Source organism: Porphyromonas levii DSM 23370 (genome assembly GCF_000379925.1).
Taxonomy (GTDB): domain Bacteria; phylum Bacteroidota; class Bacteroidia; order Bacteroidales; family Porphyromonadaceae; genus Porphyromonas_A; species Porphyromonas_A levii.
This window is the reverse complement of sequence record NZ_KB904244.1, coordinates 12,652-35,006: the sequence shown is the minus strand read 5'-3', so window position 1 is coordinate 35,006 and position 22,355 is coordinate 12,652. Positions and strand designations below refer to the sequence as shown.

General features: G+C 46.5%; 17 protein-coding genes and 1 tRNA gene. 11 read left to right on the top strand and 7 right to left on the bottom strand.

Going from position 1 to position 22,355, the window contains the following annotated elements:
• Positions 1-284 precede the first annotated feature (284 nt).
• Together A3GG_RS12800 and A3GG_RS0104290 are read left to right on the top strand one after the other, a co-directional pair.
• Positions 285-1,184 (top strand): GLPGLI family protein, encoded by a 900-nt coding sequence (locus A3GG_RS12800; RefSeq protein WP_018358089.1) that lies wholly within the window; start codon positions 285-287, stop codon positions 1,182-1,184.
• 39 nt (positions 1,185-1,223) lie between these two features.
• Positions 1,224-3,863: a peptidase associated/transthyretin-like domain-containing protein gene (locus A3GG_RS0104290; protein WP_018358088.1), complete on the top strand. Its 2,640-nt coding sequence runs from the start codon at positions 1,224-1,226 to the stop codon at positions 3,861-3,863.
• A 7-nt stretch (positions 3,864-3,870) separates the two neighbouring features.
• Here the strand turns inward: A3GG_RS0104290 and A3GG_RS11840 are convergent, their stop codons facing one another.
• From A3GG_RS11840 to A3GG_RS0104275, 3 genes are read right to left on the bottom strand one after another with little or no spacing between them, the layout of a single operon-like run.
• The gene (locus tag A3GG_RS11840) at positions 3,871-5,511 is read right to left on the bottom strand and encodes an alpha-amylase family glycosyl hydrolase (RefSeq protein ID WP_018358087.1); all 1,641 of its coding nucleotides are present in this window, start codon (positions 5,509-5,511) and stop codon (positions 3,871-3,873) included.
• Positions 5,512-5,525: 14 nt separating this feature from the next.
• Positions 5,526-6,542: a M28 family peptidase gene (locus A3GG_RS0104280; RefSeq protein ID WP_018358086.1), complete on the bottom strand. Its 1,017-nt coding sequence runs from the start codon at positions 6,540-6,542 to the stop codon at positions 5,526-5,528.
• A gap of 1 nt (position 6,543) precedes the next feature.
• A complete protein-coding gene (locus A3GG_RS0104275; protein WP_018358085.1) occupies positions 6,544-7,773 on the bottom strand; it encodes a M16 family metallopeptidase in 1,230 nt (409 codons plus the stop codon).
• 449 nt (positions 7,774-8,222) lie between these two features.
• Here A3GG_RS0104275 and ileS point away from each other — a divergent pair, with 449 nt between their 5' ends.
• From ileS to A3GG_RS0104250, 5 genes are all read left to right on the top strand, one after another.
• The gene (gene ileS, locus A3GG_RS0104270; RefSeq protein ID WP_018358084.1) at positions 8,223-11,621 is read left to right on the top strand and encodes an isoleucine--tRNA ligase; all 3,399 of its coding nucleotides are present in this window, start codon (positions 8,223-8,225) and stop codon (positions 11,619-11,621) included.
• Between the two features lie 20 nt (positions 11,622-11,641).
• On the top strand, positions 11,642-12,022 hold the full coding sequence (locus tag A3GG_RS0104265) for a TraR/DksA family transcriptional regulator (RefSeq protein ID WP_026215612.1): 381 nt from the start codon (positions 11,642-11,644) through the stop codon (positions 12,020-12,022).
• A 7-nt stretch (positions 12,023-12,029) separates the two neighbouring features.
• Positions 12,030-12,737, top strand: coding sequence for a lipoprotein signal peptidase (locus A3GG_RS0104260; RefSeq protein ID WP_018358082.1), 708 nt, complete (start codon positions 12,030-12,032; stop codon positions 12,735-12,737).
• Complete coding sequence (locus A3GG_RS0104255) at positions 12,718-13,569, top strand: DUF4296 domain-containing protein (protein ID WP_018358081.1); 852 nt, start codon at positions 12,718-12,720, stop codon at positions 13,567-13,569. The genes A3GG_RS0104260 and A3GG_RS0104255 overlap by 20 nt, the downstream gene beginning before the upstream one ends.
• A gap of 99 nt (positions 13,570-13,668) precedes the next feature.
• Positions 13,669-15,819, top strand: coding sequence for a M3 family metallopeptidase (locus tag A3GG_RS0104250; protein ID WP_018358080.1), 2,151 nt, complete (start codon positions 13,669-13,671; stop codon positions 15,817-15,819).
• A 76-nt stretch (positions 15,820-15,895) separates the two neighbouring features.
• Here A3GG_RS0104250 and A3GG_RS0104245 read toward each other — a convergent pair whose 3' ends face one another.
• Both A3GG_RS0104245 and greA read right to left on the bottom strand, forming a co-directional pair.
• Positions 15,896-16,288: an HIT family protein gene (locus A3GG_RS0104245; protein ID WP_018358079.1), complete on the bottom strand. Its 393-nt coding sequence runs from the start codon at positions 16,286-16,288 to the stop codon at positions 15,896-15,898.
• A gap of 7 nt (positions 16,289-16,295) precedes the next feature.
• Complete coding sequence (gene greA / locus A3GG_RS0104240; RefSeq protein ID WP_018358078.1) at positions 16,296-16,766, bottom strand: transcription elongation factor GreA; 471 nt, start codon at positions 16,764-16,766, stop codon at positions 16,296-16,298.
• Between the two features lie 408 nt (positions 16,767-17,174).
• Here greA and A3GG_RS0104235 point away from each other — a divergent pair.
• The 4 genes from A3GG_RS0104235 (at position 17,175) to A3GG_RS0104220 (ending at position 19,842) form a co-directional block, all read left to right on the top strand.
• Positions 17,175-17,246, top strand: a tRNA-Met gene (locus A3GG_RS0104235).
• A gap of 106 nt (positions 17,247-17,352) precedes the next feature.
• Positions 17,353-18,633: a phosphopyruvate hydratase gene (gene eno, locus A3GG_RS0104230; protein ID WP_018358077.1), complete on the top strand. Its 1,281-nt coding sequence runs from the start codon at positions 17,353-17,355 to the stop codon at positions 18,631-18,633.
• A gap of 351 nt (positions 18,634-18,984) precedes the next feature.
• A complete protein-coding gene (gene fldA, locus A3GG_RS0104225) occupies positions 18,985-19,488 on the top strand; it encodes a flavodoxin FldA (RefSeq protein ID WP_018358076.1) in 504 nt (167 codons plus the stop codon).
• A gap of 12 nt (positions 19,489-19,500) precedes the next feature.
• The gene (locus A3GG_RS0104220) at positions 19,501-19,842 is read left to right on the top strand and encodes a DUF2023 family protein (protein WP_248637653.1); all 342 of its coding nucleotides are present in this window, start codon (positions 19,501-19,503) and stop codon (positions 19,840-19,842) included.
• Between the two features lie 244 nt (positions 19,843-20,086).
• On the opposite strand, the gene A3GG_RS0104215 is transcribed toward A3GG_RS0104220, so the two are convergent.
• Positions 20,087-21,715: a M56 family metallopeptidase gene (locus A3GG_RS0104215; protein WP_018358074.1), complete on the bottom strand. Its 1,629-nt coding sequence runs from the start codon at positions 21,713-21,715 to the stop codon at positions 20,087-20,089.
• Positions 21,716-21,717: 2 nt separating this feature from the next.
• Positions 21,718-22,098, bottom strand: coding sequence for a BlaI/MecI/CopY family transcriptional regulator (locus tag A3GG_RS0104210; protein ID WP_018358073.1), 381 nt, complete (start codon positions 22,096-22,098; stop codon positions 21,718-21,720).
• Positions 22,099-22,355: the final 257 nt, after the last annotated feature.

The following is a 22,355-nucleotide window of genomic DNA, read 5'->3' as shown; positions in this document are numbered from 1 at the left end:
CCCTTGTGCTTCTGCTCTCTTATTGAGCTTTTTATTGATAAAGGTCTGTATGGGGCGCCAGTCAATAAGAATATCAACTTGCTCTAAGAAGCCATTACGTGCTTTGGCTCGTCTCTGCTCTGTGAAAACTTCTACAAAACTTGGATTATCGTTGGATGTACTCTTGAAAGACATATGGAATCAGTAATTATTCCTTGTTAAACATATACAAATATACTGATAACCAATGAGATAAACAAGTGTTTAACGCAGTTTTTTGTGCAACAGTCTCAAAAGATAGTGATATGAAGCAGATTCTCTTTATCTCCTTGCTTATTCTCTGTCCCTTGCAAATATTTGCTCAGCAAGGATTCAGGCAGGGTCAGGCGGTTAAGGCACAAGAGCTTGGAATAGCGCCTGACTTTCAACTGACGACTTCGTATGATGTAATAGATGAAGCGAAGCTCATCGTGACCTATACTGTAACCATGAATTTGGCGCCAGAATACGAGGAGGGGACTTTCGAGGATATCTTAACCTTAGAGATTGGGACGAAAGTCTCCAAGTGCTATAGCCAAACTCTGCACAAAGAAGATTTATTATGGACTAATGAAGAAGTCTCTAGTGGCGAACGTGTGTGGGTACGGAATGCCTTTATTTACCCTACCGTTGGGGAGGAGGTATATAAGTATTCGCCTTATGGTGGGCAGAAGGAAGATATTGTCACGCTTCGCTTATTTGGTTTTGATGATGTCTATAGATATGCGGACAATAAACCAGCTTTCAACTGGCGACTCACTGGAGAGAAGAAAGTTATCCTCGGATATAACTGCCAGAAAGGAGTAACGGACTTTAGGGGGCGCACCTACGAGGCCTGGTTTACTACTGAATTGCCTTTCCGTGACGGACCTTATAAGTTTGATGGATTACCAGGACTCATCTTGGATATTCAAGATAAGGAGGGACACTACCACTGGAGCTGCACAGGGATTGTAGTGCCCAAGACAAAAGAGACAATTAACCAATACCAGTGGAACTATGTGCCAACAACGAGGGAGAAAGTAAGAGCGACCGTAGAGAAAGCCTACAGCAAAACTACACAGTATCTACTGACCACTAGGATATATTTGGTAGAGAAAGTCAATGATAGGTATCAGAAGGTAAACAAGTTTTCATTACCCTACAATCCTATCGAACGTAACTAACCCCGTCTAGAATTGTCTTTATCGCCACAGTACATCATTATGAGGAGAATAGTCTTTGTTATCTTGCTACTCACCCTAATAGTAGGGCGAGCCTTAGGTCAAACAACAATCAAAGGACATGTCTTGGATACCAAGGGAGACCCATTGGTAAATGTCACTATCCTGATACAGAACCCAAGCGATAGTACTGTACTTGCTTTTGGGAACACCTCCCAAGAGGGTTATTATAGCGTAGCGGTGTCTGCGGCTTCTCTTCCTCAACTATCTGTGACCATCTCTGGGTTGGAGATTAAACCCCAGAGCCAACAAGTAGAGAACAAAAGCCAAATAGTAAACTTCACTGCAGAATATAATCTGATGCAGATTAGTGAAGTGGTCGTAGAGGCTAATAAAGTGTGGCAACAAAGGGATACAATCAACTACCTCGTATCTAGCTTTACGGGGACTAATGATATCTCAATCGGAGATGTGATAAAGAAACTTCCGGGACTGACGGTATCCGAAAGCGGCTCTATTAGTTATATGGGGCGCGAGATAAATAAGCTGTATATAGAAAACATGGACTTACTCAAAGGGCGCTATGGTATCGCTACCAAGAACCTTCGGGCAGAAGATATTTCGGTTGTGCAAGTGCTCGAGAATTACCAACCTATCAAGATGATGGATGGGATAGAAGTAACTCCGGATGCAGCCATTAACCTCAAGCTAAGGGAAGGGGCTAAGAATGTATTTTCACTACAAGCGCTACTCGGGGCGGGTATTGATAATAAGCTGCTATGGAAAGGAGAGCTTGTAGGGATGCTTTTTAATAGAGCTAATCAAAATATTACTACAGTAAAGAGTAGTAATGCTATGGATATTTCTTCTGAAGACGCTACAGATCTAAAAGGGCTGAATGAGATAGAAAGCCTCGCTCTAACGGATATCGCCATACCCGCAAGTCCTCCCATTAAGAGGGATAGATATATAGACCCTGAAGCTCATTCTCTGGGCTCGAACCAACTATTTAAGCTAAAGAATACCGCGGAACTTACTCTAAATCTTCAGTTTACTAATCGCACGGAAAACCGACATAGCTATGCATCGTCTACCTATGATATCCCTAATTCGGAGGCAACAGTAATTGAGGAAGAGTTATTTGCCCACTTGAAAAAGAATACTCTACAGGGAGGCATTTCGTATACTCTAAATCGGGATAACTCCTTTTTGGGGAACGAAACAACATTTATAGCGGACTGGCTCGATAATAGAGGGGAGTCTATCAATAAGGAGGTTTTCAAGCAAAGACTCAGTGGTAAGTCTTTAGCTCTATTCAACTCTATCCAGTGGGGGATCAAGAATAAGGAGAATAAAGGCTTTGCGCTCCAGTTCGACAACGCTTTCCGCACCCAACCACACAACCTTTATTTACATCCAGGATTATATCCAGAGCTAATTAATGGAGGTGCACCATACACCTCTACGACCCAAACAATTAGGCGTAGTGCTTTCTTGTCTGCACTTCAGGCAAAAACACTTTCGATACTATCCTTGGGTTCAATTAATATAGACCCTACGCTCAATGTGAGGATAAATAACGAAACACTATTCTCAGATATTTTGAGAAATAGTTCTGAGCGACTGCTTGAGCCAAAGTGGAGTAATGATATGTCGTTTCTGATCTTCGATGCTTCACTAGGTATTGAACTGAAGTACCTGAGAAGAAATTTGAGTGTCGCCCTTCGGCTACCACTTTCTTATAGGTATGCCCGTGTAGATTATAGAGCGCAAAAACCAGAAAATACGATTCATCAAACATTTAAGTTACTGCCTAGCATAAGCGTAACTAATAAGTCTAGGAACCTCCAATGGGATATATTGGCTGCTTTATCAAGCTCCACACCAGGGCTCGACAACCTATACAAAGGCTATATCCTACAGAACTACAGAGTGCTTAATCGGTATGCTTCCAAGATTTTCGATACCCATACGTGCTATACGTCAGCGAACGTAGGTTACAAACTTGTCGATCATATACTCTTCCTCAATAGTAAACTTTCGTACAGGAGGATGTGGAGTAATGGCATACTCTCTCAATCCTTTCAAGACCAACTCTCGGTAACCGAGCTAGTAGAGTTTCCTAATAAGAGTGATTACCTATATACCTCGCTCGAAGCCAGTAAGGGTTTTTATTGGAAAGACTTAATTATCTCCCTAGTCGGATATTGGAGCTCTTCTCGGAGCAATATCCTTCGTCAAGGATTGGATATACAGCACATCGGAAGTGGATATGGGCTTCGAGCCAAAGTGAACATAGCTCCATTTGAGTGGTGCAATACGGAGTATGTGCTCAATTGGAATAGCATTGGAGGACGCGATACTTCGGGGAAAACGGTTGAACGTATCCACAATATGGATCAATACTTATCGCTTATTTTCGATGTCACACCTGATATTTCGCTTACAGCCAAGGGTGAGCATTATTACAATGGCTACACTCAAGGTACCCGCAACTTCTTTCTCGCCGATCTTTCGATGGTCTACTCCACTCCAAAAGTAAGGTATCAACTGGACTGGAACAATATCTTTAACACCAAGACCTTCGCTACCTACGGATATGGGTCCATGAGTACATTCTATTCGCTATACCATATTCGCCCAGCTGCTCTCATACTGACCATGCGCTTCAAAGTCCTATAGTTGGGACTCAAAGGGTGGTGAAGTGATGGATTGTAGCAGTAAGTGGATAGGCAGTGAGTGCGTAGTGCATATCTGGCGATAGGGTAACAAAGGTAGTCCGATTGCTATTAAGCTCGGTGCTACGATGGACCCTATCAGAACTGATACCCAAGGTACCCAGAGCGTGCTGTGGTATTGTTATCGCCAGCGCCACACTCTCTTTTCCGAAATTAATCGCCACTAGCGCAACCTCATGATGCAGCGCACGGAGGAACACCAATAGTCCACGCTCAGAGAGCGACCTATCGGTATAGGTAAGATCATAGAGTGTTCCTTGTGCGAATATTGGCAGCTGCGCAGTATGAAGTAGCCATTGGTACTGCGTTCGAAGCGCAAACGACTTTCCTTCGAGCCACTCTCGAACACTCTCAATAGCCCAGTAGTCGAATATAGTAGTGCGACCATCCAGTCCCGAAAAGCCTTCTTGATCCATCCCTCTCTCTCCCAGCTCTTGACCAAAGTAGGTCATCACAGGATTGCCATCGATAAGAGCGGTAGCGCACATGGCAGGAAAGGCAGTAGCGCCATCACCTACCACGAAATCCGAAGCGAGCCTTTGCTCATCATGATTTTCCATAAAACGGAGGAGGTGTTGCTTGACCCTCTCTTGCTCCCCGAGCACTCCGCTAATCTCAGAAGTACTTGCCGACCCTTTCAATATCTGTATAAGCTTATCATAGAGTCCTACCTTATCGTAGAGATAATCGAACCCAGCCTCTATGTACTCCTCATACCGATTGGGTTGGTATACCTCTGCGATGAAAAGAAGTTCTGGAAATCTCTTGCGGACTTCACCGATTACCCAACGCCAGAAAGGGCTTGGTACCAGCTCCGCCATATCACAACGGAAACCATCGATGCCCTTTGCAGCCCAGTAGCATAGGATATCCAGCATCTTTTGCCACGTGTCAGGGATGGGGTCGAAGTAAGATTGCCAATCGCCCTGTAGGTCAATCCCATAGTTGAGCTTGACCGTCTCGTACCAGTCATTCCGTGACGGAGTTGCGCTGAATACGTTGTTGCCTGTCGCCCTTGCGGGATACTCAGTGTACGGAACCGCTTCCCCGCCTTGAGCTGACGCAAGGGTCAAGGTCTCCTGTGGCAAGTAATAAAAGTTATTCTGCGGAGAGAAAGCGAGGGTTGGGTCATCCTCCGCCCCGAAGTCACGGATACCCTCAGGCTTAGCATCGCTCCGATAGGTTCTTGAGAGGTGATTGGGCACAAAGTCGATAAGCACCTTCAAACCTGCACTATGGGTACGCTCAACTAGTGCCTCAAACTCTGCCATGCGCTCCTCAGGCTTTGAGGCCAGCGCAGAAGCTATATCGTAGTAGTCGGAAATAGCATAGGGCGAACCAACTTCGCCCTTGACGATAGCAGGATGATGAGCAGGAATAGAAGAGCCAAAGGCCGTCTTGGTCGCATGCTCTATGACCCCAGTGTACCAGATATGGGTACAACCGAGGTCTTTTATTGCCTCAAGCCGAAGGGGCGTGAAGTCATTGAGTTTTCCAGAACCGTTCCTCTCGTAATCGCCATACGGTTGGGGCGCGCTACAGAGGTTGCCAAATAGTCGAGGGAGTACTTGGTAGATAGATATCCGCTTCATTGAATAAGTTCCTCCTATTGTATGTGCCCTTGGTCTACATCCTGTAACACCTGCCAAAGGGTCTCACCCACAGCTTGGAGTGTCTCCTTACTTATGTTGTCCATATTATCATTATGGGTATGCCAGTAGGGCGCAAAGTCTCCGTCGTAATTGATGATATCGACACAAGGTATACGGAGGTTGCGAATAACGAAGTAGTGATCATCCGTAATCGCACCGCCCATCTTATTCACGAAGAAACGCTCATGCCCTAGCTCCGCAGCCGTGCGCCATATATCTGTAACCCTATTGCCTGCCGACTCCTGAGAGAAGTACTCACGCAAGAAACGTGCATCTTTGGCTCCTACCATATCCAGAAGAATCCCAAACTTCGGCATGTATCCCTCAGTGTGTAGGTTCTTAGTCCAGTATTGTGTACCAAGCGCCCAAGTATCGGTATGGTCGGCACCTGGGTCTCCTGCCCAATCGGGCTGCCCATAGTCCTCTGCATCGAAGAACATCAAGTCTACTCCAATATTTTGTAGCCCCACTTCCGATAGTAGGCGAGCTAACTCCAGCATCACCCCCGGGCCACTGGCGCCATCATCGGCTCCGGGGATTGGACGAAGACGGAGCGCTTCATCGCTCTCCCTATCTGCCCATGGACGAGTGTCCCAGTGCGCAAAGAGCATCACACGCTCCTTAGCCTCTGGTCGGTAAGAAGCGATGATATTAACAATCTCTAGTGCAGTACCATCGTAGGCGGTTATGGTCGCCTTTTGCTCCGTTACAGGAATCCCCCACCCCGCCAGCACTTGAGTAAAGTAGGTCGAAGTTGCTTTGTGCCCAGGGGTATTGGGCACGCGAGGGCCTTGAGCCACCTGATACGCCACATGCTGATAGGCACTATCGGCTGAGAAAGGCGATGGTGCCAGAGTCCGAGCCTCTGTCGTGCTCTGTGTATTTTGGTTCTCTTGCTCTTGCTCATCGCAGGAAGCCGCACTCAGAGTGAGCGCGAGGGCTGCAAGAGATAGTAGAATAAACTTATTCATATTACTTTCCGAGGTATATTAGTTGTGAAATGTTTTGGGAATCAAATAACTTTTGTGCGAGCGCCTGAAGGCGGTCTGGAGTAACGGCATCTAGCCTAGAGAAGAGCTCGGAGAGGTCATTATAATGCCCCTTGAGTAGGAGTTGACGCCCGAAGTTGAGAAATACAGACTCGCTCTGCTCGGTACCCATCTCGGCTTGTCCTTTGGCCTGCTTTATGCGAGCACGCAATGCTGTAGGCGTGAGGGGCTCATCTTGCAAGCGCTTCAGCTCATCGAGTGTTACTTGGAGGGCTTTCGAGGCATTCGCAGGATCGCTCCCGAAGTAAATCTGCCACCATCCGATATCGGGGAGAGTAGTGAGCGACGACTCCACGCCATACACCCATCCCCGCTGCTCCCTTAGCTGAATACTGAGTCTACTATTCATCCCGGGTCCAGCTAGGATATTCATTAGGAGAGCCGCCTCAGTCCTCTCACGATCTGCGAGTGTGGGAGCGCCACCACCTATAAGGGTATGCGCTTGGTGGGTAGAGGTCTTCAGTGCCTCTTCAAACCTGACCATCACTGGGGCAGGTATCGGTGGGCATGGTGTGCGCTCTAGGAAAGGCTCCGATAAGAGTTGCGTACAAAGCGTATCGAACCTGAGGTCGGAGACCTGCCCCATACAGAAGAAAATCATCTGGCTAGGGTGAAAAGCCGAGCGGACATAATCGATACAATCCTGAGGTTGCATCCGCTTGAGGCTTCGGCTATTGCCCAAGATAGGGTGTGCCATAGGGTGCCCCGCAAATATCCGCTCCTCGAAATCATCGAAGATGAGATCCGATGGGGAGTCTTTGTAGATATTGATTTCGTCTTCGATAACTACCTTTTCCTTCTCCAGCTCTTGGGCAGGAAAGGTAGCGTGACGGATAAGGTCATTGAGGAGCTCTACGCTTCTCCTGAGTGCTTGTCGGGGTGCCGCAGTATAGACGAAGGTAGTATCCTTCGTGGTATAAGCATTGAGCTCACCGCCCACTAGCTCCATACGGTTGATGATATGCCAAGACTTGCGCCGAGTGGTGCCCTTGAATATGGTGTGCTCCACGAAATGTGCTAGTCCTGGCAGGTGCTCCGGATCATTGCTACTCCCCGAGTGAATGGCAAAGCCGCAGTAAACGACCTTGCTCTTGCGAGGGAGGAGTGCCACCCTAAGTCCATTAGGGAGCTTATTTATCTTGTACTGTCTCAATCTGAAATCTTACTCTTTAGATACATAATACCCACTATACATCCTGTATAGATACCGCAAAATTAATCAATTAATCGCATAATTGTATAGAGCGGTCTCAGCAATAGATGAGACCCAGACCAATGCTTCTTGGAATCAGGTAGGCTTCTTTTACGCAAACCAATAGGATGTACCAAAAGCAAAGATCTATACTCCTTCATGCTCCTCAGTACAGAGTCCTATTTTCCAAGGTTGGAAAGATAAGTTTCCAACGTTGGAAATAAAAGTTTCCAGGGAGGGAACGCTACCTTTCCAATATTGGAAAAAGAAATGGAAATACCAGCTTGATTCGCACGATGCCCATACGACACATTGGCAGCACCTAAGGAAAGAATTGGATAGTGTGTATCTAAATGAAAAGATGTATATTTGCGCACATTATATTAAAATAGGACAGGACTACAGATAGTATGGGGCATAATAACAAATTTGCTGAACAAAGCGGACTCAACCTCTCTGAGGTAAATAAAGATATGCTTGCGAAGTGGCAAGCAGAAGATCTATTTAGAGCTACACTCAAAGAACGTGAGGGGGCTCCTCGTTTCGTATTCTACGAGGGACCACCTTCTGCCAACGGCATGCCTGGTATCCACCACGTGATGGCTCGTACCATTAAGGATATCTTCTGTAGGTACAAGACCATGAAAGGCTATCTCGTGGAGCGAAAAGCCGGATGGGATACGCACGGACTACCAGTGGAGCTTGGTGTAGAGCGCAACCTAGGGATTACCAAGGCGGATATCGGCACCAAGATTTCGGTGGACGAGTACAACGATGCTTGTAGGCGTGAGGTAATGAAGTACACCGCCGAGTGGCGCAACCTTACCGAGCAGATGGGCTACTGGGTAGATATGGATCATCCCTATATTACCTACGATAATAGATACATTGAGACCCTATGGTATCTCCTGAAACAGCTTTACCAAAAGGGACTCCTCTATAAGGGCTATACCATACAGCCCTACTCTCCTGCCGCAGGTACGGGGCTAAGTTCTCACGAGCTCAACCAACCTGGCACCTACCGAGACGTAAAGGACACCATGGCAACAGTGATGTTCGAGATTAAGTCGCCCGAAGCAGAACTTACGAAGCATGGGACACCATACTTCATTGCGTGGACAACTACGCCATGGACCCTTCCATCCAACACAGCGCTTGCTGTAGGTGCGAAGATTGATTACGTGGCTGTAGAGACCTACAACCCCTACTCTCTCGAACCTATGACCGCTATCCTAGCTAAGCCGCTTCTGAAGTCTTACTTCGCTACCGAGGGTGAGGAGCTCCCAATGGAGGCTCCTGAGAAGGGGGCTAAGGTAATACCATACCGCATCATCAAGGAGTACTCAGGGAGTGACTTAGTGGGCATGGAGTATCAGCAACTCTTCCCATGGGTTAATCCTGGAGAGGGCGCATTCCGCGTGATCTCTGGCGACTTCGTTTCTACCGAAGATGGTACCGGTATTGTGCATATAGCACCTACATTTGGTGCAGATGACCAGAAGGTGGCGCAGGCTAATGGTGTGCCTGGGCTACTTATGGTGGACAAAGACGGTAAGGAGCGCCCTATGGTAGACCTTCAGGGTAAGTACTTCCTCATTGAGGAGCTAGACCCAGAGTTTGTAGCTGCACGTATGGATAAGAACGCGTACGGCGAGTATGCGGGCAGATACGTAAAGAATGGCTACGACCCTCAACTATCCGACAAGGATGAGACGCTTGATATCGCCATCTGTATGGCTCTAAAGCAAAGAGGACTTGCCTTTAAGATTGAGAAGCAAAGCCACAGTTACCCACACTGCTGGAGGACAGATAAGCCTGTGCTCTACTACCCACTTGATAGTTGGTTTATCCGTAGTACGGCACTCAAAGATAGGATGCAAGAGCTCAATGACACGATCCACTGGAAGCCAGCTAGCACTGGTAGCGGACGCTTCGGCATGTGGCTCAAGAACCTTCAGGATTGGAACCTCAGCCGCTCTCGCTACTGGGGCACCCCACTGCCTATCTGGCGCACTGAGGATGGTCGTGAGGAACTATGTATTGGTTCGGTAGAGGAGCTCATCACGGAGATTAAGAAGTCCGTAGCCGCTGGTGTAATGACGGAGAACCCGTATGAGGGCTTCGAGGTAGGCAATAATAGTAGCGACAACTACGATAAGATAGACCTACACCGCCCTTACGTGGACAACATCGTGCTAGTAAGCCCTAGTGGCAAGCCTATGATGAGGGAGACCGACCTGATAGACGTATGGTTTGACTCTGGTGCAATGCCTTATGCACAGCTTCATTATCCGTTTGAGAATAAGGAGCTCATAGATGAGCGCGGCTTCTACCCTGCCGACTTTATTGCGGAGGGAGTAGACCAAACCCGTGGTTGGTTCTTTACCCTACACGCCTTGGGGACTATGATTTTTGATAGCGTTGCATTTAAGAACGTTATCTCCAATGGTCTAGTCCTCGATAAGGATGGTAATAAAATGAGCAAGCGCTTGGGCAATAGTGTAGACCCATTCGAGACTATAGATCAGAAGGGTTCAGACCCACTGCGCTGGTATATGATTAGCAACTCCTCTCCATGGGATAACCTTCGCTTCGATATTGATGGGGTAGACGAAGTGCAGCGTAAGTTCTTCGGCACATTATATAATACCTATTCCTTCTTTGCGCTCTATGCTAATCTGGACAACTTCGACCCAGAGACCGAGCAGGTACCTCATACTGAGCGCCCAGAGCTAGACCGCTGGATTATCTCTGCTCTGAATAGTCTGGTGAAGAAAGTGGAGGAAGATTTGGATGACTATGAGCCTACGAAGGCCACTCGTGCTATCTCGGACTTTGTCAATGACCAGCTCAGTAACTGGTATGTGCGCCTTGCACGTAAGCGCTTCTGGGGCGGTGGTATGAGCCAAGATAAGCTCTCGGCATATCAGACGCTTTACCTGTGCCTAGTAACGGTGAGCAAACTGATAGCACCTGTAGCGCCATTCTATGCCGATAAGCTATATAGAGACCTTGGGGAATCTGTAAGTTCGGTACACCTAGCTATGTTCCCCGCAGTCGAAGAGGAGCTAATAGATAAGGCGCTCGAGGAATCTATGAGCTATGCACAGCGTATCAGTAGTATGATACTTGCCCTCCGCCGCAGGATGAATATCAAGGTGCGCCAGCCACTAGCGAAGTTCTTGGTGCTCACCAATGACGAGGAGGTTCGCACCTCTATCGATAAGGTAAAAGACCTTATCCTCAATGAGGTGAATGTGAAAGAGCTTGTCTTTGCGGATATCTCTGCAGACGTAGTGGTGAAGCGCATTAAGCCGAACTTCAAAGCACTTGGCCCTATCTTCGGCAAGGAGATGAAGCAGGTTGCTGCACACCTATCCGATCTTCCAAAGTCCGATATTCTCGCCCTCGAGCAGAGCGGCAAGATGGAATATCTAGGCAAGGAGATACTACTAGAGCATGTAGAGATTATCTCGGAGGATGTACCGGGCTGGTTGGTACAAAATGAGGGAACAATCACTGTGGCTCTCGACGAAACGATTACCCCAGAGCTAAGACTCGAGGGCTTGGCTCGTGAGCTCGTTAATCGTATACAAAACATTAGAAAGGCTCAGGACTTTAATGTCTCAGATAAGATCAAGGTAGTTCTACAACACCAGCCAGATATTATCGAGGTACTCAAAGCCCACGAGGAGTATATTGCAACACAAGTTCAGGCACTCAGCATCACTACCGAGGAGAAGGTAGAGGGAGAGGCATTGGAGCTTGACGACAACCTTTCTGTAATGGTAAAGGTTATCAAAGGGTAATAGAAGATTATATAAATTGAATCATGGAAAAGACTCAGTACTCACCCGAGGAGCTCCAGGAGTTCCGAGAGATCATAGAGAAGAAACTAAAGAAAGCGCGCCGTAATTATGATATCCTGGTATCTTCGCTGGACTCTAATGACGGTAATGATATCACTGACACTACCCCTACGTACAAGAACCTCACGGAGAGCGCTGTATTGCTCTCCAAGCAGGAGACAGCGAGCCAAGCAGCGCGCCAGCAAAAGTTCATTAAGAACCTAGAGGCTGCACTCGTTAGGATAGAGAATGGCACCTATGGTATCTGTCGTGTTACAGGTAAGCTGATTCCGAAGGAGCGCCTTCGTGCAGTCCCTCATGCTACCCTAAGTATTGAGGCTAAGGAAGCGGGAAACAAGTAAAGGCTCTATGTCAGAACAGATTGGACACACACAACAGCTATCTTCTACTCCTTTCTGCCACCCAAAGTGGCGTGAAAGGAGTGGAATAGCTATAGGGTTCGCTCTCCTACTCCTTGTGATAGACCAGACTATTAAGCTGTGGGTGAAGAGCCACATGATACTAGGAGAGAGCAAAAGGATTACGGATTGGTTTTTTATCTACTTCACAGAGAATCCTGGAATGGCTTTCGGATGGGAGTTCTTCGATAAGATGTTCCTCACGATATTCCGTATCATTGCCAGTATCATTATAGCATGGCTTATCGCTAAGGTTATTAAAGGAAGGTACAATATCGGGTTCTTACTCTGCATGGTGGCAGTATTCTCTGGTGCAGTAGGCAACATCATCGACTCGGTATTCTATGGACACTTCTTTACCCATAGCTATGGTCAAGTAGCCACCTTCCTCCCCGAAGGTGGTGGTTACGCCACATGGCTACACGGCAAAGTAGTGGATATGTTTTACTTCCCTATTATCAATACTGTGTGGCCCGATTGGATGCCATGGGTAGGTGGGGAAGAGTTGGTATTTTTCCAACCTATATTCAACTTTGCTGATGCTTGTATATCGGTAGGAGTAGTAATACTAATCATTTTCTACGCCCATTCTTTTACTGAGCTACTCGGTGGAAGTGGGAAAAAGAAGGCTGTAGAGCATGATGCTGAAGAGGCTTAGGATCATACCCGTAGTACTCCTATTGGCACTGGCATTCGCCCAGTGCCAAAAACCCTCTTTCGTGCTCGGTCAGAAAAAGATGGCTGAGGTAACTAAGGATATGCTCCTTACCGACGCATACATACAGCATAGTTACCCACCCGATAGTGTGGCAGCACTATATTACGAGAGTGTATTGGAGAAATACGGTATCTCCAGAGAGCAATACGACTCTTCGGTAGTGTGGTATTCGGAAAATGCCTATCGACTTGCGGATATCTACGCTTTGGTTGAGAAAGAACTGACGGAGACCAAAAACCTCACCGATACATTTCTCGCCGATTCTCTCCATCGATACCGTATAAGGTTTGAGCGCCCTAGTCTAAAGAATGGCAACCTTTGGGCTAATAGTACGAGGCTAGTTATCCCAGCAAAAACTACTTTGTGGGCATACTCACAGAGTGTAAGCCCTATCGAAGCGTTTGAGCCTTCGGATACTATTCGATGGTCAGCGGATTTCATAGGGACACCGCCCGATAGCCTCAGCCTTTCGGCTCAACTGCTAATAGTATCGGAACTAGGGTACCGTTACCAGAAAATAAGCAACGCTGCGACTATTCAAGGGCAAAGGTGGGAAAGCACCTTTGTACTGCCAGACTCCCTCCCTACGTCTCCTCGCTATACGCTGACCTTACTTCTAAGGAAGTCGACTAACCCACTGAGGCTACAGCATATATCTCTAGGGAAACCCCAAATTCCTCAAACCCCTTCTGAAGGACAAGTACAGATGACAGAAGCAGAAGGTTCTGAAGCTAATAGTGAGTTGGAGCCTCTATCTCAGGCACCTGAATAGTAGGTATTCACAATTGGGATGTTGGCATTTGATAGTTTTTAAGTAGCTTTGTGTGATAGAGTAATAATAACTAACTAATACTTTAAGAGAAGAAAAGTTATGTCTAACAAGTTTAAATCAATTCTCTTTGGCGGTTTTGTAGCTGTAGCTATGCTATCGGCGAGCTGTGGAGGAGAGCAAAAAGACCCTATGGAAGGTAATCCTTTTAAGGAGCCAAGTACACTAGCTTTTGGTGCACCTGACTTCTCAAAGATTAAGAACGAGCACTACAAACCAGCCTTTGAAGCTGGTATACAACAACAACGTGAAGAGATTCAGGCTATCATAGATAATCCTGAGGCTCCTACATTCGAGAACACCATCCTTAAGTATGAGGATAGTGGTGCTCTTCTGGAAAGAGTATCACAGACGTTCTTCAATGTTTCTAGTGCAGATGGTACTGACGAGATTAAGGCAATTGAGAGCGAGGTAATCCCTATGATTACTGCTTGGGGCGACGAGATGTCGTTCAACCAGGCTCTCTTCGACCGCATCAAGGTGGTATATGATAATGAGTATGCTACCCTTCAGGGCGAGGACAAGAAGCTACTCGGTGAGATTTACGATGGCTTTGTACGCTCTGGCGCTAATCTACCTGAGGATAAGAAGAAGGAGCTAGAGCAGATCAACGCTCGTCTAGCAGTCCTCCAGCAAGACTTCGTAAAGATGAATATCGATGCGCGCAACAATGCTATCGTACCTATCGAGACGGTAGAGGAGCTTGCTGGTCTTAGCGAAGGCGAGATTGCTCAGAGCAAGGCTGATGCAGAGGCTAGCGACAAGGTAAGCACTCCTTACGCTATCGTGATCTCCAACACTACCCAGCAAGACATCCTTTCACGCCTAGACAATCGTGCTACTCGCGAAAAGGTATACAAGGCATCTTACCACCGCTCTGATAACACTGGTAATCAGAACACCTACCCTATCATTGCGGAGATGGCAAAGCTTCGCCACCAGAAGGGTAAGGTACTTGGATTCAATAATTATGCTGAGTACTCTCTGCAGAATACAATGGCAAAGACACCAGCTATTGTTACCGACTTCCTTAAGAGCCTGACCGACCAGTACAAGCCCGTTGCAGCTAGAGAGACTGCAGAGATAGAGGCTTATGCTCAGAAGACTATGGGTAGCGACTTCAAGCTAGAGCCATACGATCGCTTCTACTATTCTGCTAAAATGAAGGCTGAGAAGTACAACTTCAATGCTGAGGACGTAAAGCCATACTTCCAGGTAGACTCAGTCCTCAAGAATGGTGTATTCTTCGCTGCTGAGCGTGTATACGGTCTCAAGTTTGAGGAGCGCACAGATATCCCTGTGTATCACCCAGAGGTACGTGTCTACGACGTTAAGGATGCAGCTACTGGCAAGCAGATTGCCCTCTTCTACACCGACCTATTCCGTCGTCCTACTAAGGGTGGTGGCGCTTGGATGAGCGAGTTTGCTTCACAGAGCCGTCGTAACGGCCAGTTGCCTATCATCTACAACGTTTGTAACTACGTTAAGGCTCCAGAGGGTCAGCCTAGCCTACTCTCTTGGGATGATGTTACTACGCTCTTCCATGAGTTCGGTCACGCCCTTCACGGTATGCTATCCGATGTTGAGTATGCTAGCCTAAGTGGCACCAGCGTACTTCGTGACTTCGTAGAGCTTCCAAGCCAGTTCAACGAGTACTTTGCTACAGTTCCAGAGGTATTCTCTAACTACGCTAAGCACTATGAGACAGGTGAGGCAATGCCTGAAGAACTAAAAGCAAAGATGCTTGAGTCTATCACTTACCATGCTGCTTATTCACTTGGCGAGAACCTTGCAGCTTCATCTGGTGATGTTGCATTCCATATGCTAACCGATGAACAGGCAAATGCTCTTACAGCTGAGACCGTTGAGCAACTAGAGAATGACGTACTAAGTGGCTTCGGTCTACTTGACCCACAGATTCCACCTCGCTACCGCACTAGCTACTTCAACCACGTATGGGGTGGTGGCTATGCATGTGGTTACTACAGCTACCTATGGGCTGAGGTACTTACCGTAAACGTAGCACAGGTATTTGATCGCGAGGGTTCACTCAACCCTGAGGTAGGTAAGAAGCTCCGCGAAACTATCCTAAGCAAGGGTAATACCGTTGACCTTGGTGAAGCATTCACTGCTATGACAGGACTAGCTCAGCCAGACCCAGCTCCACTTCTACCAGCTCGTGGAGTAAAGTAATAAGCTTACATACAAATAATAGAGGGTGTGTCCAAGTGGGCACACCCTCTATTATTTGTATACAAACCGATAACTATTAGAGATTAGACTTAATCTTCTCAAGCATCTCCACCATCTTCGCCTTCTCGGGCTCGGATATCTTGTGGTTAAAGTCCATATCCCTTTCTTGAGTTATAGGCACTAAGTGTATATGCGCATGTGGCACCTCTAGTCCTATTACTGCCATACCTACTTTACGACAACCAGTAGCTTTCTGGATACCGGCTGCTACTTTCTTTGCGAATACCATCATACGCCCCAACTCCTCATCGGTGAGCTCGAAAAGATAGTCTTCCTCGCGCTTTGGGACGACTAAAGTATGTCCATACTGCACAGGAAAGGCATCGAGGAAAGCACAGAACTCCTCGTTCTCTGCCACGATATAGCCAGGTATCTCGCCCTGGATTATTTTAGTAAATATCGTTGCCATAGTAATATCAGATCGAAATCTCCTCTATCTTAAAGGTTACAATACCGGCTGGCACCTGGATATCTACTATGTCACCCACCTTCTTACCTATTATACCCTTAGCTATCGGTGTAGAAATTGCCATCTTACCCTTTTTAATATCGCTTTCGGTATCAGAGACTATGGTATAGGTCTTCACCTGATTGTTAGCCATATTACGGATAGTCACCGTATTGAGCATCTGAACCGTGTCGGTACTCATCTTACTCGTATCTATAATACGAATATTCTGCAGCTGCATACGTAGCTGACCTATCCTATCCTCCAACAGTGCTTGCTTCTCCTTCGCTGCAGAATACTCTGCATTCTCGGATAGATCCCCCTTGTCACGAGCCTCAGCAATCGCTTGAATCACCTCAGGGCGCTCCACCTCCTCCAGTTTCCTAATTTCCTCTAGGAGGTTCTGGTACCCCTCCTCAGTCATGTAAATGTAGTCCATAAGTATCTTATCTCTCAAGTAAACTCCCTGACGAACATAGTAAAAAACAACAATTCCAAGCAAGGACTACCACAAGGGTTCCTGCCATGGAATCGCTACCATTCTCCTCTCTATTGTCCTAATCGAAGGTGCTTCTAACTTATATTCTTAACTCTTAATGTATTAACACTCAATATTCGTCTCTCTACTGCAAAGGTAATTCCTTTTAGCGACTATTCCAAATATTCTGCTACTTCGTCATAAAATAGTCGAACACCTTTCCCCATTATCCACATCACGTGATAATCCCAGCCCATCTATAATCTCCCCAACACTTAATCTATAGTGGTATGCCTTACGAGAAATGAGATCTAATCAGAGAAATATTTGGTAGTGTAAAAAATTGTCTGTATCTTTGCAATCAGAAATCGCGGGGTGGAGCAGTGGTAGCTCGTTGGGCTCATAACCCAAAGGTCAGAGGTTCGATCCCTCTCCCCGCAACTATTTATAGTGACAAGTCGCTTTTCGGAGTAGACTTGTCACTATTTTTTGTATCTTTGTGCGACAAAAAAGGTAACTAAATTATTTTAAGTAACAAGATTTGATTATGGAGATTATTAGCATTCACGGACGTGAAATCCTTGACTCTCGTGGCAATCCAACCGTAGAGGTGGATGTTGCACTCGCTTGTGGCGCATTTGGTAGAGCTGCTGTTCCTAGCGGCGCCTCTACTGGTGAGCATGAGGCACTAGAGCTTCGTGATGGCGACAAGGGACGTTATTTAGGCAAGGGTGTCCAGAAGGCAGTTGAGAATATTAATACAATCATCGCTCCAGCTCTGATTGGTGAAGATGCTAGCAATCAGCGCCTAATTGATATGAAGATGCTTGAGCTCGATGGCACTTCTACCAAGAGTAAGCTTGGTGCAAATGCCATCCTAGGTGTTTCAATGGCTGTTGCGAAGGCTGCTGCCGACGCTTTTGGTATGCCACTCTATCGCTATATCGGAGGAATAAATGCACATACACTACCAGTACCTATGATGAATATCATCAACGGTGGTAGCCACTCAGATGCTCCTATCGCATTCCAAGAAGTAATGATTCGCCCTATCGGAGCTTCAAGCATCAAGGAGGCTGTTCGTATGGGTGCCGAGATATTCCACAACCTCAAGAAGGTACTCCACGATCGTGGTCTTAGCACTGCTGTTGGCGACGAGGGTGGCTTCGCTCCAGCACTCGATGGCACTGAGGATGCTCTTGATAGCGTACTCAAGGCAATTGCCAACGCTGGCTACAAGGCTGGTGAGCAGGTAACCATCGCTCTCGACTGTGCATCTAGTGAGTTCTACAAGGATGGTGTATACGATTACACCATGTTTGAGGGCGACAAGGGTGCAAAGCGCAACCGTGAGGAGCAGGTAGCATACCTCCAAGACCTCGTAACTAAGTACCCAATCGATTCTATCGAGGATGGTATGAGCGAGAACGACTGGGAGGGTTGGAAGATGCTCACCGATGCTATCGGTGGCAAGTGCCAGCTCGTAGGTGACGACCTATTTGTAACCAATGTAGACTTCCTACGCAAGGGTATCGCTGAGGGTTGTGGCAATTCAATCCTTATCAAGGTAAACCAGATTGGTACACTTACCGAGACTCTTGACGCTATCGAGATGGCACACCGCCATGGTTACACAACCGTTACTAGCCACCGTTCTGGCGAGACCGAGGATTCTACCATCGCTGATATCGCTGTAGCAACCAATTCAGGTCAGATCAAGACTGGTTCACTCAGCCGTACTGACCGCAATGCTAAGTACAACCAACTTATCCGTATCGAGGAGGAGCTTGGTGAGACTGCTAACTTCGGTTACAAGCGTATTAAGTAATACGTCATACGATAATCACAATATAGGCTACGTGGGTTTCCTACGTAGCCTATTTTTATTTTATCTTCGATTGAGTCCGTCTCACAACATACCTACAACAAGGTAATAGATGCAATAATTGCGGGAAGTAGAGAGGTCAAGACCTCTATTTATAGCCATTATAAGTGCAATATTCAATAGATATCCCTATTATCATCACGCAAATCAGAGGCTACGACAGTCCAAAACTACCAAAATTAGGTATTGACACACCATAACTTATTCCCTACCTTTGCCACTGAAACGATACAGAGGGCTATCCCCCCTATCGTACTAAGTGGCATTTTACCATTATAATAACAATAAGAAAGTATGAAGAAGATTTCTATTATCTATGGCTCGTGTACCGACCATACCAAGGACGCAGCAGAGCAGATTGCCGCACTTCTTGCCGAGTACTCCCCCGAAGTACTAAATGTAGCTGAGTGCAATGCCGAAAGTTTCACGAGTGCAGACTTCTTGATCCTCGGCACCTCTACTTGGGGATGTGGAGATTTGCAGGACGATTGGGTAGATGTTCTCGACCAGCTAAAGACTACAGACCTATCGGGCAAACGTGTTGCGCTCTTTGGTCTAGGTGACTCATCAAGTTTCTCCGATACGTTTGTCGATGGTATGGGCGAGCTCTATGAGTTCTTCAGCGATAAGAATTGCCAGATCGTGGGTAGCGTTTCTGCCGATGGCTATTCATTCGATTCATCTCGTGCTTTTATCAATGATGAGTTCGTAGGATTGCCATTGGATAGTGACAACGAAGACCATCTTACCAAAGAGCGTATCGTTGCTTGGGTAGGGGGTCTCAAGTCTTCATTATAAAGTCAATACCCTATGAATAGTGCTATGGAAGTGCTGTCACACTTAACGTACGAATATCATAAAAAGCTAAGGAGCTTAGCGCTCTATACCTTTTACTCATCTAAGAGAGAAGAAGTGGAGCAGTGGCTTCGTAGCCGTCATATTGATTATATCTTGCAAGAGGTTACACCCCTTAAGTACAATGTATTTTTCGGAGACACTCCTTGCCTCGATGTCATTCGCCACATCGGCAACGATAAACCGCTCGCCCAATATACTCCAGAAGAAGATTTCATGCTGGGCATTATGCTGGGTTACGATCGGCTAGAGCAATGCAGGAGGTACCAACATAGAGTGGATTTGTGCAAAAAGTAAGCCCCTTCCCTCCTTTCCTTTTTTCATGTCACCGTCACAATTCGCAATACATCATCACTGTCGTATGGGTCGCCCGTTGGGTTATCGGGTTGGACAGCAATAGCGAAATAACTAGGAGGGTTGGGTGCTACTTTTTGATCATACCACGAAGAGAGTGTACAACGGCTGAATAAGCTACAATATATCTACAAAAGGGCTACGTAGCATGGTGCTACGTAGCCCTTCTTAAATAAGGGACCCCCTATTATTTGCTTTCGTTTTGATCTGGCGTATCGGTTTTCTCTTTTGCGAACCTAAATTGTACAGGCAACACAAATGCTACTCTAGCCAAGGTACCATCCTTAAGCGATGCAGGCTTCCAATTAGGCATCATCTTCACCACTCTTATCGCTTCAGCATCCAAAGCTTCGTGCACCCCTTTTACTACTTTAACATCAGAGAGAGAGCCGTCGGTCTCTATAACAAAACTAAGCATTACTCTTCCCTGAATATTCTCCTTCACTGCTACATCTGGATACTTGATATTCTCACTAAGCCACTTCATCATTGCAGCCTGTCCGCCAGGAAATTCAGGCATATTATCGACATAATCGTATACCTTATCCTTCTCTCCTTCTGTCACCTTGTTCTTAAGAGCAAAAGAAATAGGTAGCGTAAAGCGAACTCGAACTGGCTTGCCCTCAGCCTTACCTGGTGTCCACTTCGGCAGAGCTGCTACTACTCGCACAGCCTCGGCATCTAGCGATTCATGTACACTTCTAGCTATTTGAGGATTAGAAACGGAGCCATCTGTCTCTACCACAAAGTGTACCATCACTCTTCCCTGAATATTCTGCTTTTCCGCCTCCTCTGGGTACTTGATATTTTCACCGAGCCATTTCATGAGAGCGTCAATACCTCCAGGGAATTCCGGCATATCTTCGACAAACTCGAAAATTTCACCATCCTTTTCTGGCGGAGGAGCGACCTCTGTAGTCTCGGTAGCTAATGCTTCCTTCACGGTTATCATTTGCGTACCTACAAGTAGGAGTGCAACAACAGGCAGAGCTGCTACAGCGTACAGAACCGCTAAGCTCTTATGGCTTTTCTTATTACTATTCATCATCACAATTCTTTGTTTTAGGTTTTGCATCGAAAAAGATAGGGAGGGCAGTTGTACCATTCGACCCATTGTGCACGCCAGTAGATGATACTGATAGGTCTTACGGTCCTTACCCAAGCGCAATACACCTTGGTCTGCTAGGTACTCTAGGGTATTGCGTTGCTGTTGGAGCATACTCCATGCAAATGGATTCCACCACTGGACCAGCTGCAGCACACAGCCCAATAGCATATCTATATAGTGTCGTTGCTGTATGTGCTCCAGCTCATGCAGCAGTATGGAGTCTATGATTGTGCGGTCGTTCAGCGACCGAGGGATGTAAATAGACTTACCGAAGGTAAAAGGGGCGAGCTCCGCTTCAGTGAGGTAAAGGTTCACAGAATTAGGTAGATGCTGGTGGTCGGCATGGTGCTGAATCCGAAAAATGCTCACGATACCCACCAATAGCCAACCTCCCGTGACTAAGATGCCCGCCAACCAAACTAACTTAGCCACACCCCACCAGTCTATCGACTGGCTCTGTTCGGCCGTAACCACAAACTCATCCTCTAGGATAATTGTAAAAGTGGGGATATTGGCCTCTGCCACTCGAGACTGCCACCAAGGTGTAATCTCAGGCAAGAGAGGAAGAAATAGGCTTGCCACTATGGCAATGACATAGTAGTACCTCTGAGTCCGGAGTAGTGTACTTTTCCAGAGTATAAGCCTATCTATCAAGTAGAATAGAGCTATACCAAGCCCTGAGAGTGCCAAATATCTAAGTAGTACCATATTTACTCCTCCCCTTCATCTATCATCCGAAGTACCTCCTCTATCTCTTCGCGGCTTACCTTATCATGGCGCGCAAAGTATTGTACCATATTCTTATAAGAACCGGTAAAAAAGTTAGAAACCAAGTATTTGAGCGTCTTCCCATAATACTCCTCTTGTGAAATAAGGGGGGCGTATACGTGACCACGCCTTTTACCTACCTTTTGCACGTAATCCTTCTCTTCCAACTTTGCCACCACCGATGCGATAGTTGTATAGGGTGTATTACGATACTCCATCAACTTGATAGCATCGCTAATCTCTCCCTCGCCTATAGCCCAAAGTGCCCTCAAAAAGTCCTCCTCCATAGGGCTCAGACCGTTTAGAAACTCCTTATTACTCATATCAATATACGTGTATTACGAACTCTTCGTAGCAAATCTACGAATTATTCGTAAGTAGGACAAATATTTCGTGAAAAAATTACACTTTGCACCTAAAACGCCTCAGTAGAGGAGATAAAAATTTCCGGCATACTAGAGAAATTTATTCCTAGGAATAAATAAATTTATTTGTACAGATAAATATTTTTATTCCTAGAGAAAAATAAATTTATTCCTAGGAATAAATTTTGCCACTCGCGCCATTCACAATGCCTTCG

What these genes read in the sequence shown, in the direction of transcription:
- A3GG_RS12800 (WP_018358089.1), top strand. Translation starts at nt 285, where the DNA reads ATGAAGCAGATTCTCTTTATCTCCTTGCTTATTCTCTGTCCCTTGCAA.
- A3GG_RS0104290 (WP_018358088.1), top strand. Translation starts at nt 1,224, where the DNA reads ATGAGGAGAATAGTCTTTGTTATCTTGCTACTCACCCTAATAGTAGGG.
- A3GG_RS11840 (WP_018358087.1), bottom strand. Translation starts at nt 5,511, where the DNA reads ATGAAGCGGATATCTATCTACCAAGTACTCCCTCGACTATTTGGCAAC.
- A3GG_RS0104280 (WP_018358086.1), bottom strand. Translation starts at nt 6,542, where the DNA reads ATGAATAAGTTTATTCTACTATCTCTTGCAGCCCTCGCGCTCACTCTG.
- ileS (WP_018358084.1), top strand. Translation starts at nt 8,223, where the DNA reads ATGGGGCATAATAACAAATTTGCTGAACAAAGCGGACTCAACCTCTCT.
- A3GG_RS0104260 (WP_018358082.1), top strand. Translation starts at nt 12,030, where the DNA reads ATGTCAGAACAGATTGGACACACACAACAGCTATCTTCTACTCCTTTC.
- A3GG_RS0104255 (WP_018358081.1), top strand. Translation starts at nt 12,718, where the DNA reads ATGATGCTGAAGAGGCTTAGGATCATACCCGTAGTACTCCTATTGGCA.
- A3GG_RS0104250 (WP_018358080.1), top strand. Translation starts at nt 13,669, where the DNA reads ATGTCTAACAAGTTTAAATCAATTCTCTTTGGCGGTTTTGTAGCTGTA.
- A3GG_RS0104245 (WP_018358079.1), bottom strand. Translation starts at nt 16,288, where the DNA reads ATGGCAACGATATTTACTAAAATAATCCAGGGCGAGATACCTGGCTAT.
- greA (WP_018358078.1), bottom strand. Translation starts at nt 16,766, where the DNA reads ATGGACTACATTTACATGACTGAGGAGGGGTACCAGAACCTCCTAGAG.
- eno (WP_018358077.1), top strand. Translation starts at nt 17,353, where the DNA reads ATGGAGATTATTAGCATTCACGGACGTGAAATCCTTGACTCTCGTGGC.
- fldA (WP_018358076.1), top strand. Translation starts at nt 18,985, where the DNA reads ATGAAGAAGATTTCTATTATCTATGGCTCGTGTACCGACCATACCAAG.
- A3GG_RS0104220 (WP_248637653.1), top strand. Translation starts at nt 19,501, where the DNA reads ATGAATAGTGCTATGGAAGTGCTGTCACACTTAACGTACGAATATCAT.
- A3GG_RS0104215 (WP_018358074.1), bottom strand. Translation starts at nt 21,715, where the DNA reads ATGGTACTACTTAGATATTTGGCACTCTCAGGGCTTGGTATAGCTCTA.
- A3GG_RS0104210 (WP_018358073.1), bottom strand. Translation starts at nt 22,098, where the DNA reads ATGAGTAATAAGGAGTTTCTAAACGGTCTGAGCCCTATGGAGGAGGAC.